Raw genomic sequence first — 15,756 nt, forward strand, 5'->3', positions numbered from 1 at the left:
AATGAAAAAAATGGAGAAATATATTGATCACACATTGTTAAAACCTGAATCAACAGATATGGATGTACAAAAGGTCTGTTTAGATGCAAAAAAATATAATTTTAAATCTGTCTGTATTAATCCAGGATGGGTTAAATATACAGCACATTTATTAGAAGGATCTGATGTAGAAACATGTACAGTTATTGGTTTCCCATTAGGAGCAAATACTTCTAAAGTAAAAGCATTTGAAGCGAAGCAAGCAGTCAAAGAAGGCGCAACTGAAGTTGATATGGTTATCAATATTGGCGCTCTTAAGAGTGAAGATTACGGACTTGTATATGATGACATCAAAGCAGTTGTTGATGCGGTTGAAGAAAAGGCATTAGTTAAAGTGATTATTGAAGCGTGTCTTTTAAATGAACATGAAAAAGTAAGAGCTTGTGAAGCAGCTAAAAGAGCAGGTGCTGACTTTGTTAAAACATCAACTGGATTCTCAACAGGTGGCGCAACACTTGAAGATGTTAAATTGATGCGTAAAACAGTTGGGGAAGATATGGGCGTTAAAGCTTCAGGAGGCGTTCGTTCTATCGAAGATGCAAAAGCAATGATCGAAGCAGGCGCTACTCGTATTGGAACATCAAATGGTGTCGCAATCGTTGAAGGAAGCGAAGCAACAGAAGATTATTAAATTTAAAAGCCTATCTTGAAGTAAAAGCATAAAAGTTTTATAATGAATAAATAAGTAACCAGCACTCCTATAAAAGTGCTGGTTTTCTTGTAAAAAAGTTACTTCATCAGTAATAACCCTAAAGAATGAAGGTGATACCTATGCCACAAAGTAAAGATTATACGCCACAGGAAGTTATTGCACTTTGCCTGACGTATATGACCATTGAACATGTTAATTTTGTAAAGAAAGCATATGATCTAGCCGACAAAGCTCATAAAGGTCAAATGCGAAAATCAGGGGAAGAATATATTATGCATCCGGTGCAGGTTGCAGGTATATTAGCTGAACTAAAAATGGACCCTGTAACTGTTGCAACGGGCTTTTTACATGACGTAGTAGAAGATACTGAATATACGTATAATCAATTAGCAGAAATATTTACACCAGAAGTTGCGGACCTCGTTGATGGTGTAACTAAATTAGGGAAAATTAAATTTAAATCCAAACAAGAGCACCAGGCTGAAAACCATAGAAAAATGCTTTTAGCCATGGCTCAAGATGTTCGTGTGATTCTTGTAAAACTTGCTGACAGGGTTCATAACATGCGAACGTTAAAGCATCATCGACCAGAGAAACAACGCGATATAGCTAAAGAAACATTAGATATTTATGCACCATTAGCTGACCGCTTGGGTATCAATCGGATAAAATGGGAACTTGAGGATACATCATTAAGATATATAAATCCACAGCAATATTACCGTATTGTTCATCTCATGAATGCAAGACGTGAAGATAGAGAGCGTTATATTGATGACGCTAAGACTGCAATCAATAAATCTGTCAATGAATTAGAAATCGAAGCTCAAATAACCGGAAGACCTAAACATATTTATTCAATTTACAAAAAGATGAAAAATCAGAAAAAACAGTTCAATGAAATATATGACTTGTTGGCTATTCGTATTATTGTAAATTCAATAAAAGACTGCTATGCAGTATTAGGTGCAATCCATACGAGATGGAAACCGATGCCGGGGCGATTCAAAGATTACATTGCAATGCCAAAAGCTAATATGTATCAATCTCTTCACACAACTGTGTTAGGGCCCAATGCAACGCCTTTAGAAGTTCAAATTAGAACAGTTAAAATGCACGAAATTGCTGAATATGGGGTAGCGGCACACTGGGCATATAAAGAGGGAATGACTCAAAAAATCGATAAGGACGAGTTGAGTGAACATATCTCATGGTTCCGAGACATATTGGAACTTCAAAGTGAGTCCCGTGATGCTAGTGACTTTATGGATTCAATTAAACAAGATATTTTTAAAGATAAAGTGTATGTATTTAGTCCAAAAGGCGACGTTATGGAACTACCAAGCGAATCCAGCACATTAGATTTTGCTTACCACGTCCATACTGAAGTAGGGAATAAGGCGATGGGAGCAAAAGTTAATGGAAAAATTGTCCCATTGAATTATAAATTGAAAACAGGTGACATTGTTGAAATGCTCACTTCAGCAAATTCATTTGGGCCAAGTAGAGATTGGCTTAACTATGTAAATACGTCGAAGGCAAAAAATAAAATTAAACGTTTTTTTAAAACACAAGAAAAGGAACAAAATATCGATCGCGGTAAAGAGATACTTGAAAAAATACTATTAGAAATGGAATTTAATCCTAAAGAAATATTGAAAAAGGATAAATTGAAAAAAACTGCGGACCGATTCAATTTCCAAACAATTGATGATTTGTATGCAGGTATTGGTTACGGCGAAGTAAAGAGTGTTACGGTAGTTAACCATCTTACAGAAAAAGAGCGACGCGACCGTGAGAAGGAAACCTATCAATTAGATGAAACGACAAGTAATATTGAATTAAATAATAAGAGTGAGCCTGAACGAATGAAAATACGTCACGAAGGTGGCGTCGTTATCCAGGGAGCTGATAACTTATTGGTTCGTTTGAGTAAGTGTTGTAATCCTGTACCGGGAGATAAAATTGTCGGCTATATAACAAGGGGGCGCGGGGTATCAATTCACAGAAAAGATTGCCCTAACTTATACTCTTCAGACGGTAACGAAGAACGCTTAATAGAGGTTGAGTGGGAATCTACTAAAGACAGTAAAAGCAAGGATTATAATGCCGAAGTACAAGTAGAAGGCTATGATCGCAGTGGATTCTTGAATGAAATTCTTCAAGTTATTAATTCTCAGACAAATAAACTCAGTAATATAAATGGTCGTGTAGATAAAAATGGGACAGCGATTATTAAATTTACAATCGCTATACAAAACCTTAAAGAACTCGAACAGATTGTTGATAAAGTTAAAACTGTTCCCGATGTTTATTCCGTTAAACGGATAACAACGTAAATTCTATAATTACTAGGAGGAATAAGTAGTGAGAGCAGTGATCCAGCGTGCAAAAGAAGCGGAAGTACGAGTAGCTAACAAAGTAGTAGGAACTATAGGAGCTGGGCTAGTTGTCTTTGTTGGTGTAGAAGATGAAGATAAAGAACAGGATGTCGCATATCTCGTTAAAAAGATTAGCAAATTACGCATCTTTGAAGATGATGATAATAAAATGAATTTATCTGTGCAGGATGTGAAGGGTGAAATATTGTCTATATCCCAATTCACTTTACATGCGGACACCAGAAAAGGTAATCGGCCAAGTTTTACTGGAGCGGCTAAGACGGACTATGCAAAAGATTTGTACAATCGCTTGAATAACTTACTGGAAATAGAAGGTATTCATGTAGAAACAGGACAATTTGGTGAGCATATGGAAGTGGATTTCATTAACGATGGCCCCGTAACTATATTGATTGATTCAAAGAATAAATAAAAAATAAAATAAACAATCGATTTTTATTGTTTCAAATGTTAAACAATACTCAAACAAGGTAGAAAGCTACTGAACTCCAAACGTTAGAGTAAAATAGCCAAATTTGTTATTAATAGTCGTGTGGGGGGGTCTATAGGAACTCACTTGCACGATTTTTTCGTTTTAACCTGAACAGTTTTAAAGCAATTTTTTAATTAAGTCGCTAACTTTTTAATATCGTTAAATGCAGAAAAAATAAAAGACCGAAAAATAGAAAAGCAAAAGGAAAAGATAAAGGTATTATTGGGCAAAGTGTTTTAAGATATAAAAACAATACTCAAAAGTAGTATTGTTAGAAAAGAATATAAAGAAGGTTACACCTTATACTTGATTTCAGAGTTTAATATGGGAACTAAAGAAGCCGGAGAATTTGCACTAGCGTTCTTTACTTGAGTATTGTGATTGTGTAGATAATATAAATGAAGCAGTAGTCATGCTAGAAAAGGATAACAAATGTTTGCTATTAAAATATGTCCGTTTACTGGTTCAATTGCGTAACAGCAAGCAAGTAATACTAACTATAAAAAAACTGACTGGAATAAGTTAAGTAAAATACAAAACTTATTCCAGTCAGTTGACTGCAAAATGGTGACTTAAAATGTATTAGAATGCATCAACCATGCTATTTTTTGACAATTATTGTTGTGAGAAGTAGAGATCAAGTGCACTATATACAGCACTTGCAACAGATGATTGATATGCGTGTGTATTAACTACGTTTATATCATGATCATTGTTTAAATAGCCTAATTCCAACAATACAGATGGTCGTGTGTTTTGACGTAAGACTTGATAGTTTCCGTGTCTTACACCATTATTACTCAGCGGTACGCTAGCTGTTAGTTGGTTATTAATTACCTCAGCAAGATTTTTTTCACTCTCTGAATAGTAATAAGTAGTTGTTCCTGACACCGTATTGGCTACTTGGACAGCATCATAATGTAAACTTATAAAGGCATCTGCATTTGCCCGGTGTGCGTAATACACTCTATCATTTAGCGAAATAAATTCATCAGTGTTTCTTGTCATAATGACATTGGCACCAGATTTTTCTAGTTGATCTGACAATAATTGTGCCGTGTTTAAAGTGATATCCTTCTCAAGAAATCCACTTGATGCAACTGCACCTGGATCATACCCACCATGACCGGGGTCTATTACAATGGTTGCTTCAGCTAACGTTGTTGCGTAATGAGTCGTGGATGTATCTTCTAGTACCTCTTTTGCATTTGTTGTATCAGCTGAAACTTCCTTGGTAAGCCAGCTAGCCACAAAACCACTTGATCCGTCATTTAATTTAATTTCATACCAATCATTATCTTCAGATATAACAACAACCTCTTGGGTAGAACTTAAGGTTGTTATGATTTCAGAATTCGTGGAAGGGGCTTTTCGTATATTTGTTGGCGTATATCCCACGTTTACTTTACGCGAAGGTTGAGTACTGTTTGTTCCAGCCTTTTTCTCAGAGGCATCTATAACAGTTATTAAATTTGCATGAACCCAAGCTACTCTATGGTCAAAAAGAATTTGAACCCAGTTTCCATCTCTATATAAGATAGGGACTTCCTCACCTTGCTTTAGTTCGCCAATTATTTCAGAATCGGTCGTAGAAAATTGTCTAACATTAACATTTGGGGTAGAAATACGTCCATATATTTTATTATCCAAAGAAACTTCTTCATTTTTTACTAACCAACTAGCTACCCAGCCAATTTGGTTAGATTCTAGTTTTACTTTGTACCATTCATTTTCTTCTTCGAGGACCCTTAGTTGATCGTCTTCGTGTACTTGTGTGAGTATTTCATGCGATAGGCCAGGACCGTATCTAACATTTAAGGTTGAAGTACTGACAGTCACTTTATTACCATTAGCTAGAGCGACGATTGAACTAAATAATAGTATAAATAGTAGAGAAACAAGGAGAATAAATATAGAGCGATAATTTTTATTATGTAAGTAATTAAGTTTCACAACGCTTCCTCCTTTTTTTGATATATTACCATTATACCGATAGCTAGGCTTTTATAGCAATAGTAAACGCTAAATTTCTCTATTATTTCTCTGCTTTTTATTTGAATAGAGAGTTTTAAACGTTAAAATGTAAAGAGATGAGTGTGAAGCGTATTGACTTTACATGCATGTTCTTGTAAGCTTAAAGGAACAAATAATAGTATATTCCATATTAGATAAAGTAATTTATGACTGAATATGAAAGAGAGAACCTTCTAGGCTGAGAAAGGTTTATATTAGTTTGAATGAAGGACGATCTAAGTAGGATTGATAAGGAAACTTGTCACGTGTGAACGTTATATCTGAGAGAGAAAGTGTAAGCTTTCTGAATTAAGGTGGTACCGCGCAACAGATGCGTCCTTTTTCTATTTTTGATATAGAAAAAGGCTTTTTTTATGCAAAAATATATATGTAAAATGATTGATATGGGAGGCTTATACATTGAATTATAGAAAACTAAAAGGAACAGTCGATATATTACCTGAGGAGTCAGCAAAATGGCAGGCGATCGAAAATCAAGCAAGAAATATTCTGCATAATTATCAGTTCAAGGAAATACGCTCACCGCTATTCGAGCAGTTTGAGTTATTTGCAAGAGGCGTAGGTGAAACGAGTGATATTGTTTCAAAAGAGATGTATGATTTCAAGGATAAAGGAGATCGCCATTTAGCTTTGAGACCAGAGGGAACAGCCGGGATAGTACGTGCTTATGTTGAAAATAAGTTATATGCACCTGAGTACCACAAACCGATGAAGCTGTATTATATAGGGTCTATGTTCCGATACGAACGTCCACAAAGCGGGCGACAACGACAATTTAACCAGCTAGGTGTTGAGGTTTTCGGTAGTAAAAACCCTGCTGTTGACGTTGAAACAATGGCTTTAGCAATGGACATTTTCAAGTCGTTCAATATAAAGGACTTGAAATTAGTTATTAATTCACTAGGTGATGCAGATTCAAGACTTAAATACCGTGAAGCATTGATAAACTATCTTGAGCCTCATTTTGAAAATTTAAGTAAGGATTCAAAAGAAAGATTATATAAAAATCCTCTACGTGTACTGGATAGTAAAAATGAGAAAGATAAAGCAATTGTCGCAGATGCACCATCTATTCTAGACTTCTTAAACCAAGAATCAAAAGAGCACTTTGAAGCAGTTAAAACTATGCTTGAAGAATTATCAATTCCTTATGAAATTGATAAAAATATGGTCAGAGGGCTGGATTACTACAATGATACCATTTTTGAAGTTATGACTACTCATAAAAAATTTGGTTCTAATGCAACCATATGTGCTGGTGGACGATATGATGGACTGGTAGAGGAAGTTGGAGGTCCCTCAACTAAAGCCTTTGGGTTTGGTTTTGGGCTGGAGCGCTTAATACTCTTACTAGATCTAATGGATTACACTTATCCAAGTGGACCAACTCTAGATGCTTATGTTGTTACTATAGGTGAAAAAGTTAATGTAGCCGCAACAAGACTGACGCAATACCTCCGTCAGAATAATATGTCTGTTGAACGAGAATTCTTAGACAGAAAACCGGGTAAGCAGTTTAAAACGGCTGATAAATGGCACGCTAACTATGTTTTCACAATGGGTGAGGAAGAGTTAGCTAAAAATAAAGTAACCATTAAAAATTTAAAGAATGGACGACAAGAAAATATTGATCTCACTGATTTTTACGCTGACTTTGAACGTACATTTAGTGAAGTGAAAAATAAACTAAAAAATAAGGATGAATAAAATGGAACGTACAGCTTATTGTGGACAAATTACAAGTAAATATAAAGAACAGCATGTTACCATAACAGGTTGGGTGCAGAAACGCCGAGACTTAGGTGGTATGATTTTTATCGATTTAAGAGATCGTTTCGGAATAGTACAAGTAGTCTTTAATTCCGATAAAAATAAAGAAGCATTAGAAATAGCTGAAAAAATCAGATCAGAATTTATAATCTCAGTGCAAGGACAGGTTATTCCAAGAGCTCAAGGTCAAGAAAATAACGAGTTGAATACTGGTGAAATTGAAATTATGGCTGAAAAAGTAGAAATTTTAAGTGAAGCTAAAACACCTGCTTTTGAGATATCTGATACTGCTGATGTTTCTGATGATGTGAGATTGAAATATCGCTATCTTGATTTAAGAAGACCGAAAATGCAAGAAAACTTAAAACTGCGTCATCAAGTTAAAAAAGTATTTAGAGATTTTCTAGATGGAGAAGAATTTTTAGATATTGAAACACCTTATCTGACAAAATCCACACCTGAGGGGGCAAGGGATTATCTCGTACCTTCTCGTGTTAACCAAGGCAAGTTCTTTGCATTGCCTCAGTCTCCCCAATTGTTTAAACAATTACTAATGAGTTCAGGATATGATCGCTATTATCAAATCGTTCGCTGTTTTAGAGATGAAGATCTTCGAGGTGATCGTCAACCTGAATTTACTCAGGTTGATATAGAAACAAGTTTTATGGAAAAAGAAGATATCCAAAGTATGATCGAAAAATTGCTTGTCAGACTAGTTAAAGAAGTGAAGAATGTTACAATAAAAGCACCATTTAAACGCTTGACTTACAAAGAAGCGATGGAGCGCTTTGGTAGTGACAAACCAGATCTAAGATTTGATATGGAACTGATTGATTTAAATACTATAGCACAAGAGTCAAGCTTTAAAGTTTTTTCATCGGCTTTAGAAAATGGTGGTATGGTTAAAGGATTAACAGTTAAAGGTGCTGCTAAGCAGATTTCACGAAAAAATATTGATGCGCTAGAAAGTATTGCGAAAATCTACGGCGCCAAGGGACTTGCTTGGATGAAGATGACAGAAGAAGGGCTCACTGGTCCCATTGCTAAATTTTTCAAAGAGGGAGATACAGGCAGTAAATTAGTCGAAACAATGGATGCAGAAGACGGGGATTTATTATTATTTGTAGCTGATAATAAAAATGTAGTCTATGATGCGTTAGGTGCCCTAAGGCTTCATTTAGGTAAAGAGTTAAATTTGATTGATGAATCAGAACTTGCTTTTGCCTGGATTGTTGAGTGGCCTTTGCTTGAATACGATGAAGAAGCTGGGCGTTATAATGCAGCACATCATCCTTTCACAAAACCTGTTGAAGCAGATATAGAAAAATTAGCTACTGAGCCGGAAAATGTTATGGCAGATGCTTATGATATTGTTCTGAATGGTTATGAAATCGGTGGTGGATCCATCCGTATTCATAAGAGAGCCTTACAAGAAGAGATGCTTTCAGCTTTAGGTTTTTCTAAAGAAGAAGCGCATAAGCAATTTGGATTCTTGTTAGATGCTATGGACTACGGTTTTCCACCACATGGCGGGATAGCATTTGGCTTAGATCGCTTAGTTATGATTCTTGCTGGTGAAAATAATATAAGAGAAGTTATTGCATTTCCAAAAAATGGTAAGGCAATGGATCCACTGACTGATGCACCCTCTGTCGTATCGAACGATCAGCTGATAGATTTAGGTTTGCGTCTTAAGGATAAGGAAACGGAGGCAGAGTAATGGTTCTCTTAGGTTCTCATGTATCAATGAAGGGGAAGAAAATGCTTTTAGGAGCTGCTGAAGATGCGGTTGTCTATGGCGCTAATACCTTTATGATTTATACGGGTGCACCTCAAAATACACGTCGAAAGGCTATAGAAGATATGAATATCGAAGCGGGACATGCTTTTATGCAAAAAAATGATATTGATGTATCTGATATTGTTGTCCATGCACCTTATATTATTAATCTTGGGAATACAGTGAAAAAGCAGAACTTTAGTTTTGCTGTTGAGTTTATGAGAAAAGAAATTAAACGAGCAGAAGCACTTGGTGTAACGCAAATGACTATGCATCCAGGTGCCCATGTTGGTGCGGGGAGTGACCGTGCAATTGAGCAAATTGCTCAAGGCCTGAATGAAATAATCCATGAGAAGCAAACACTTCAGATTGCTTTAGAAACTATGGCGGGTAAAGGGACAGAAATCGGCCGATCATTTGAAGAGCTGGCTATGATCATCGATAAAATTGATTTAAAGGATAAAATTTCTGTTACTCTGGATACGTGTCATGCTCACGATGCGGGCTATAATATCAAAGATGATTTTGATGGTGTGTTGAAAGAATTTGATGAGGTGGTGGGGCTTGATAAACTCAAAGTCATTCATGTCAACGATTCGAAAAATATACAAGGTGCAGGTAAGGATAGGCATGCGAATATCGGTTTTGGTGAGATTGGTTTTGAAGCATTAAATCACGTTGTTCACCATGAGAAATTAGCACATTTACCTAAAATACTCGAAACACCTTTTGTAGGGACAGATAAGAAAAATAAAAAGCCGCCTTATAAGCATGAAATTGAAATGTTGAAAGCTAAAACCTTTAATCCAAATTTGCTCGAAGATATTTTAAATAGTTAAGCTGAAAAAGAAATCTGTTCTTAAACAGGTTTCTTTTTGCTATACTTGAATAAGTAAGTGCATTGGTTGGAAATATATGCTGCTTTAAAAAGTAATAAGATAAGCTAATGTTGCAATAGACAATGAAGTGTATAAATAGAGTCTCATTTTATAGAGATGACTATTATGGGGTTTTGAGAGGGGAAAAAGAAGATGGCTAATCGTTTTGATTTCAAAGGGACAAGGGCAGCGGCTCCTTATTTTGAAGGCTGGTATGTTAAAGTTACGGACCCAGATAAGGATTTCACCTTAGCGCTCATTCCTGGAGTAGCTTTATTTGGAGCGAAAGAATGTTTCGTTCAATACAACCTTTTTTATAAAGAGAAATCTTTAAGTGGGAAAATAACTTTTCCTATAGAGGCGTTTACAACCGTCAATGATCCATATTCTATTTTGATGCCTTTGTTCGTATTAAGTGAAACTGGCGTAAAGGCGCACCTTAAAGATGAATCGATAGATTTATTAGTTGATTTAAGTTTTGGAACATTTCTTCCTTTAGAACAAACGCTTTATTCTCCAAGTATTATGGGCCCATTTGAATATTTGAAAATGCCTTGTTCTCATGACGTGGTAAGTATGCAACATGATGTTAAAGGAAGTGTGGTTGTAAATGGAGAAAAAATCGCTATAAATAAAGGAAAAGGATACATTGAAAAAGATCGCGGGTCAACATTTCCTAGTAAATACGTTTGGGCTCAATCCAATATTTTTAAAGAAAGAGAAGACTGTTCCGTTTTTTTATCCGTTGCAGATATTGATCTAAATGTTATAAATTTCATGGGTACGATTGCAGTTTTTCATGATGGAGAGAAAGAACATCGATTTGCTACCTATTTAGGAGCGAAGGCTGAAGTAAAGGTTGATGTTGATCAACAAAATTATAGCGTTAAACTAAAAGATCCCAGAAAGCGTTTGACTGCTCAAGTTAGTTTGAAAAATAGTGATAAACTCATTGCTCCAATGAATCATAATATGGACTATACGATTAAGGAAACAGTTAAAGCGGATATATCTTTGGTTTTTGAAGAAAAAGATAAGGAGCCTGTATATTTAAATACAATAAATGGGGCAGCTGAGTGTGTTAACTGGGATTAAATAAGAGTGATTAAAAACAAAAAAATAAGGCTGAGACAAAAGTCTCCGCCTTATTTTTAACTTTTTTAAAACTTTTTTAAGTGTACAAAAAAGAAGCACTGTCATCCACGCTCATTTTATAAACAATCAAATTTAAGTGCTATGTATATAAATACAAGCGCTTAAATGAAGCGGGTTAATAAGATTACTCTTTTTCATTTACAGGGATTTCTTTAAGATACTTTGTTGGAGTTTTTCCTGTTATTTTCTTGAATACTTTTGTGAAGTAAGAATGGCTATTGAAACCAGCTAAATTAGCAACTTCACTTAATTGGTGCTCGCCGAGATGGAAATAATACTTTGCTAAATAGACACGTTGCTGATTCACATAACCAATAAATGTATTGCCAGTTTCTTGTTTAAATTTACGAGCTAAATGAACGGGATGCATACCGTAGATTGATGCAATATTTGTTAAGGTTAACTCGCTAGTTAGATTATCCGTTATATATATAACAATTTCCTTCATAACAGAAGAATAGTTTGAGGTGGAAAAATAAACAACAGAATAACAATATTCCCTAAAAATTTCAAAATAAATATAATCAACCAGATAATCAAGAGAATTTGTATCTTTTATGATCATCGAAAAACGTTCAAAAATTAGATGGAGATATAAAGGCAAGACACCTCCATTTTTAGCCGCAATACGTGCATAAGTATTGACGGTCATCAAGTGCATTTTAAATGCTTCAAGATTATCAAGGTCATTATCTTTGTCTAAGTATCGAAACACTCGGTCGATATCCACCAATTTTAATATCTCTTCTAATTTATTTTTATTCCCTGTACTGATTGCTTCTGCTAACTGATCTTGCATAAGATAACGGTAATCCATTGCCTCATTGGTTAGTTCTCTTAAATTATTTAATCGTGCCTCTATTAATTGCTCTTTATCTATTTTGTTTTTCATTTGCATAATCCTTCCCGACACCCTATATTGATTAACGCATAATATGTTAAATATACCATAAAAATTATAAAAAAAAACACTATATTTTAAAATATATAACTTTTGAATTTTTATTTTATAATATTTTTGTAAAGGTTTCAATACGATTTAGGTTGTTTTCTTTAAGTATGTCCTAAAAAGAAAGAGAGATATTTAATCATAACCATATCCATGAAGAATTTACAGTAGTTTTTTAACATTATTCACAAAAAGCATTATCCTTTACTTAAAGTACAGCTAGTGATAACATTAATAATAGAAGAGTGAACAAAATATGACAATATACAGGAAGGTGACAATATGGATCGCCATATTTTAGGGACATTTAATGATGAGGAAGAAGCAGTTTTGCAGGTAGAAAACCTGATTCATGAAGAAGGTTATGCCTCAGACGAGTTAATGCTTGTTATGGATAAAAATAACGAATATGATAAAAAGATTGAGTCAATAAAAAATGCTAAAGTAAACAAAGTTGAAATTGAAGAAGATAACATTTGGGAAAAGGTGAAAGAGGCATTCTCTTTTGGCACATATGATAGTGAGGGTAATAATAATACACTGGAAGAATACGGTGTCCCACATAATCGAGCAGAACATTATACAGATGCTTTAAGAGCAGGTGAAATTGTTCTACTTGCAGATACAGACGCTCCTAAGGGGATTGACTTATCAGAAGTTAATGAAGAAGTATTTGAGAATGAAAAAATAAACGTTGAAGAAGAAACTAAAGAGATTGAACACGAACACATCAGTAATATTGAAACGTCTGAAAGTAAAAAACTTTCTGATTCCATAACACCAAGTCATGCTAATGATATGCGTAAAGAGAGTCGAAGTGATAACAACAAACTAAATACTAAAATTTCTGAAGAGATTGATTTAAAGCCTGAATTAACTGGAGAAGAAGAAACAGTAAAAAAAGAAAAATCCAGACATGCTTACAATGAGAATAAGTCTAAAGGTGTAGTGAAACCAAAAGCAAAAAATCCATTAAACACTGAAAAATGAAGAGATTATGATTTATGAAAATGTTAGTTAAGTATTTTTTAATCAATATAATTTGATAGTTTAAATGTGAAAAGGAGAGGGTATTATGGATAAAGATACTGAACGTAAAAAGCCACATCACAAATATGAAAAAGCGACTTCGTTCGATCCTGCTCATGATAATATCGTTTCACCAGATACACATTCGTCGCTTGGGTATATTGAGGATAAATTTGATAGAAATGAGTTAGATGAATCAAAAGTAGTTCGAAAAGCAAAAGATGAAACACCAGGAAATGAAGTTGAGGCTTCGCTGAACCCTATGGATGGAAATTCTAGCAAAGAAAAAGAATAAGCGTTTGAAAGTGCCTAAAAATGTTTGAATAGGCACTTTTTTAATATTTTAAATCCATTAAAATATCATTCTATAAATGATATACTTAGATATAAAATGAATAGAGGTGCTAGTGGATGAGCGAAAGAACGGAAACAGAAGATAAGAATCGTTCTATTCCAAACTTAATAGAATTAGGTTCTAGTAAAAAAGAAAACAAGAAAAATAAGAACAATAAATATATAAGTGACAAAGTGGAAGAAAACAGAAATAATACCAAAAAGAAATCAGATAGTGCCCTTGTCATTACTAAAGTTCAAGCTCAGAAGGCAAAAAATCGCTTCAATATTTATATTAATGATGAGTATAGTTTTGCTGTAGATGATTCTATACTTGTAAAACATCGTTTGATCAAAGGAAAAGAACTAGATAATGAAACAATTGAAGTACTGAAAGTAAAAGGTGAATTGAGTAAGGCCTATCAGGCGGCACTGCACTATCTTAATTACAAAATGCGAACGGAAAAAGAAATTCGAGACTATTTAGTAAAAAAAGACTATGCTACCATAGAACCTGTAATAGAACGTTTAAAAGAACACAGACTGATCAATGATAAAGAATACGCAAAGAGCTTTGTTCGTACAAATTGGCAGCTTAAAACAGAAGGACCCAAAAAGATAGAGCGTTCTCTTTTGGAAAAGGGTTTAACTGCTGACGAAATTGCCTATGGACTAACAGAATATGCAATGGAAGATCAAATAGAAAATGCAGAGAGATTGATCGAAAAGACATTTAAAAAACAGAGAAATAAATCGAACAGAGAAATTGAACAAAAAATAAGACAGCAGTTGATTCTTAAAGGCTTTGAAAAAGATGTTATCTCACAGGTTTTGGACACCATGTCACTAGAGCAAGCTGAAGAAGACGAGTATGATGCATTAGTAAAACAGGGGGAAAAGGCGTATAAGCGATATGCGCGTAAACATGACAAATATAATACAAGACAGAAAACCAAAACGTTTTTGTATCAAAAGGGTTATCCTTTTGATTTGATTGAAGAATTTTTATCAGAAAAAGAGGGAAATTAGTGAAATCTAAAGATTTATTAGAAAAAAATAAAATTAATATCTGGCCTGAAGAAAAAATTGAACGTTTTAGGCTGACTTTGCTAACGTGGTATGACGAAAATAAAAGAGACCTCCCTTGGCGTAAAACGAGTAATCCATATTATGTTTGGGTTTCTGAGATAATGTTGCAACAAACACAAGTTGATACAGTCATCCCTTATTATAATCGTTTCATAGCAACACTGCCTACAATCTCAGATCTAGCGGAAGCATCTGAAGAGACGCTGCTTAAACTTTGGGAAGGCTTAGGTTATTATTCACGTGTTAGAAATATGAAAGTGGCAGCTATTCAGATACAAAATGATTTTGATGGAATATTTCCTAAAAACCATAAAGATGTATTAACTTTAAAAGGGATAGGACCATACACAGCAGGTGCTGTAACAAGCATTGCTTTTAATCAGGCGCATCCAGCCGTTGATGGGAATGTGATGCGTGTCTTGAGTCGTTTGTTTGAAATTGATCTAGATATTAGTAAGGCCTCTACTAGAAAGGTGTTTGAGCAAATTATTAGTCATTTGATTGATCCAGTTAGACCGGGGGATTTTAATCAGGCTCTAATGGATCTTGGTGCGACGATATGCACACCTAAGAACTATTCACCTGAGTTGAGTCCGGTAAAAGAATTTAATGCATCTTATATTAATGAAACGTGGAGAAAATATCCTGTGAAAAAGAAAAAAAATAAAGTAACCGAGCAGACTTTTTACACGCTTATGATAAAAAAAGAAGATGGGGAATATTTATATGAAAAGCGTCCTAAGAAAGGTGTTTTATCAGGAATGTATACACCCATAATGATTGAACAAGGAACACTCAGAGAAAAAGGGTGGAAACTATTCAATGAAGATGGTTCTTATAAAAATAGTGCAGAAGAACTTGAGCAGAATATTGAAGATATTTATAACCTAAAAGTAAGGATAAAGGATCAACCTAAAGGAATCATAAAACATGTTTTTTCTCACCTTAAGTGGGAAATGATTGTTTTTGAAGCACTATTACTTGAAGATAACGCTCAAATAAAAGATTTAAAGTGGATTCACAAAGATCAATTCGATCAAGAAATGTTCCCTGTACCTACGCAAAAAGTAAATAAACTAGTAGATACTTTGACCCTTTTTTAATAAATTAGGAAGTTATATGTCTATTCATTATAATATTACCTTTCGTTTATGATATAATAACTCATGAGATT

General features: G+C 34.4%; 13 protein-coding genes and 1 other annotated feature. Of the genes, 11 read left to right on the top strand and 2 right to left on the bottom strand.

Annotation, left to right across the window (positions count from 1 at the left end; translation table 11 throughout):
- Position 1 precedes the first annotated feature (1 nt).
- The 3 genes from deoC (at position 2) to dtd (ending at position 3,505) form a co-directional block, all read left to right on the top strand.
- Positions 2 to 670, top strand: a complete 669-nt coding sequence (gene deoC / locus BMX83_RS00640; RefSeq protein ID WP_091631885.1) for a deoxyribose-phosphate aldolase — start codon at positions 2 to 4, stop codon at positions 668 to 670.
- Between the two features lie 140 nt (positions 671 to 810).
- Entirely contained in the window at positions 811 to 3,030 is a 2,220-nt protein-coding gene (locus BMX83_RS00645; RefSeq protein ID WP_091631887.1) for a RelA/SpoT family protein, read from the top strand.
- A 28-nt stretch (positions 3,031 to 3,058) separates the two neighbouring features.
- Positions 3,059 to 3,505, top strand: a complete 447-nt coding sequence (gene dtd / locus BMX83_RS00650) for a D-aminoacyl-tRNA deacylase (RefSeq protein ID WP_091631890.1) — start codon at positions 3,059 to 3,061, stop codon at positions 3,503 to 3,505.
- A gap of 675 nt (positions 3,506 to 4,180) precedes the next feature.
- Here the strand turns inward: dtd and BMX83_RS00655 are convergent.
- On the bottom strand, positions 4,181 to 5,518 hold the full coding sequence (locus tag BMX83_RS00655) for an N-acetylmuramoyl-L-alanine amidase family protein (protein ID WP_091631892.1): 1,338 nt from the start codon (positions 5,516 to 5,518) through the stop codon (positions 4,181 to 4,183).
- 200 nt (positions 5,519 to 5,718) lie between these two features.
- Positions 5,719 to 5,922 (top strand) — a binding site (T-box leader).
- Between the two features lie 76 nt (positions 5,923 to 5,998).
- Between BMX83_RS00655 and hisS the strand changes: the two genes are divergently transcribed.
- The 4 genes from hisS (at position 5,999) to BMX83_RS00675 (ending at position 11,122) form a co-directional block, all read left to right on the top strand.
- A complete protein-coding gene (gene hisS, locus BMX83_RS00660) occupies positions 5,999 to 7,306 on the top strand; it encodes a histidine--tRNA ligase (protein ID WP_091631894.1) in 1,308 nt (435 codons plus the stop codon).
- A gap of 1 nt (position 7,307) precedes the next feature.
- A complete protein-coding gene (aspS, locus tag BMX83_RS00665) occupies positions 7,308 to 9,089 on the top strand; it encodes an aspartate--tRNA ligase (RefSeq protein WP_091631896.1) in 1,782 nt (593 codons plus the stop codon).
- Complete coding sequence (locus BMX83_RS00670) at positions 9,089 to 9,988, top strand: deoxyribonuclease IV (protein WP_091631899.1); 900 nt, start codon at positions 9,089 to 9,091, stop codon at positions 9,986 to 9,988. Before aspS ends, BMX83_RS00670 begins: the two co-directional genes overlap by 1 nt.
- A gap of 192 nt (positions 9,989 to 10,180) precedes the next feature.
- Complete coding sequence (locus BMX83_RS00675; protein WP_091631902.1) at positions 10,181 to 11,122, top strand: tocopherol cyclase family protein; 942 nt, start codon at positions 10,181 to 10,183, stop codon at positions 11,120 to 11,122.
- 184 nt (positions 11,123 to 11,306) lie between these two features.
- On the opposite strand, the gene BMX83_RS00680 is transcribed toward BMX83_RS00675, so the two are convergent.
- A complete protein-coding gene (locus tag BMX83_RS00680; protein ID WP_177170438.1) occupies positions 11,307 to 12,074 on the bottom strand; it encodes a helix-turn-helix domain-containing protein in 768 nt (255 codons plus the stop codon).
- Between the two features lie 339 nt (positions 12,075 to 12,413).
- Here BMX83_RS00680 and BMX83_RS00685 point away from each other — a divergent pair, with 339 nt between their 5' ends.
- From BMX83_RS00685 to mutY, 4 genes are all read left to right on the top strand, one after another.
- Entirely contained in the window at positions 12,414 to 13,121 is a 708-nt protein-coding gene (locus BMX83_RS00685) for a general stress protein (protein WP_091631909.1), read from the top strand.
- A gap of 85 nt (positions 13,122 to 13,206) precedes the next feature.
- Positions 13,207 to 13,455, top strand: coding sequence for a hypothetical protein (locus BMX83_RS00690; protein WP_091631912.1), 249 nt, complete (start codon positions 13,207 to 13,209; stop codon positions 13,453 to 13,455).
- 116 nt (positions 13,456 to 13,571) lie between these two features.
- Positions 13,572 to 14,522: a recombination regulator RecX gene (gene recX / locus BMX83_RS00695; RefSeq protein WP_091631915.1), complete on the top strand. Its 951-nt coding sequence runs from the start codon at positions 13,572 to 13,574 to the stop codon at positions 14,520 to 14,522.
- Positions 14,522 to 15,685 carry an A/G-specific adenine glycosylase gene (gene mutY / locus BMX83_RS00700; RefSeq protein WP_091631917.1) on the top strand — a complete coding sequence of 388 codons (1,164 nt, stop codon included), beginning with the start codon at positions 14,522 to 14,524 and terminating at the stop codon, positions 15,683 to 15,685. The genes recX and mutY overlap by 1 nt, the downstream gene beginning before the upstream one ends.
- Positions 15,686 to 15,756 lie beyond the last annotated feature (71 nt).

This window comes from Alkalibacterium gilvum (genome assembly GCF_900109085.1).
In the GTDB taxonomy this organism is placed as follows: domain Bacteria; phylum Bacillota; class Bacilli; order Lactobacillales; family Carnobacteriaceae_A; genus Alkalibacterium; species Alkalibacterium gilvum.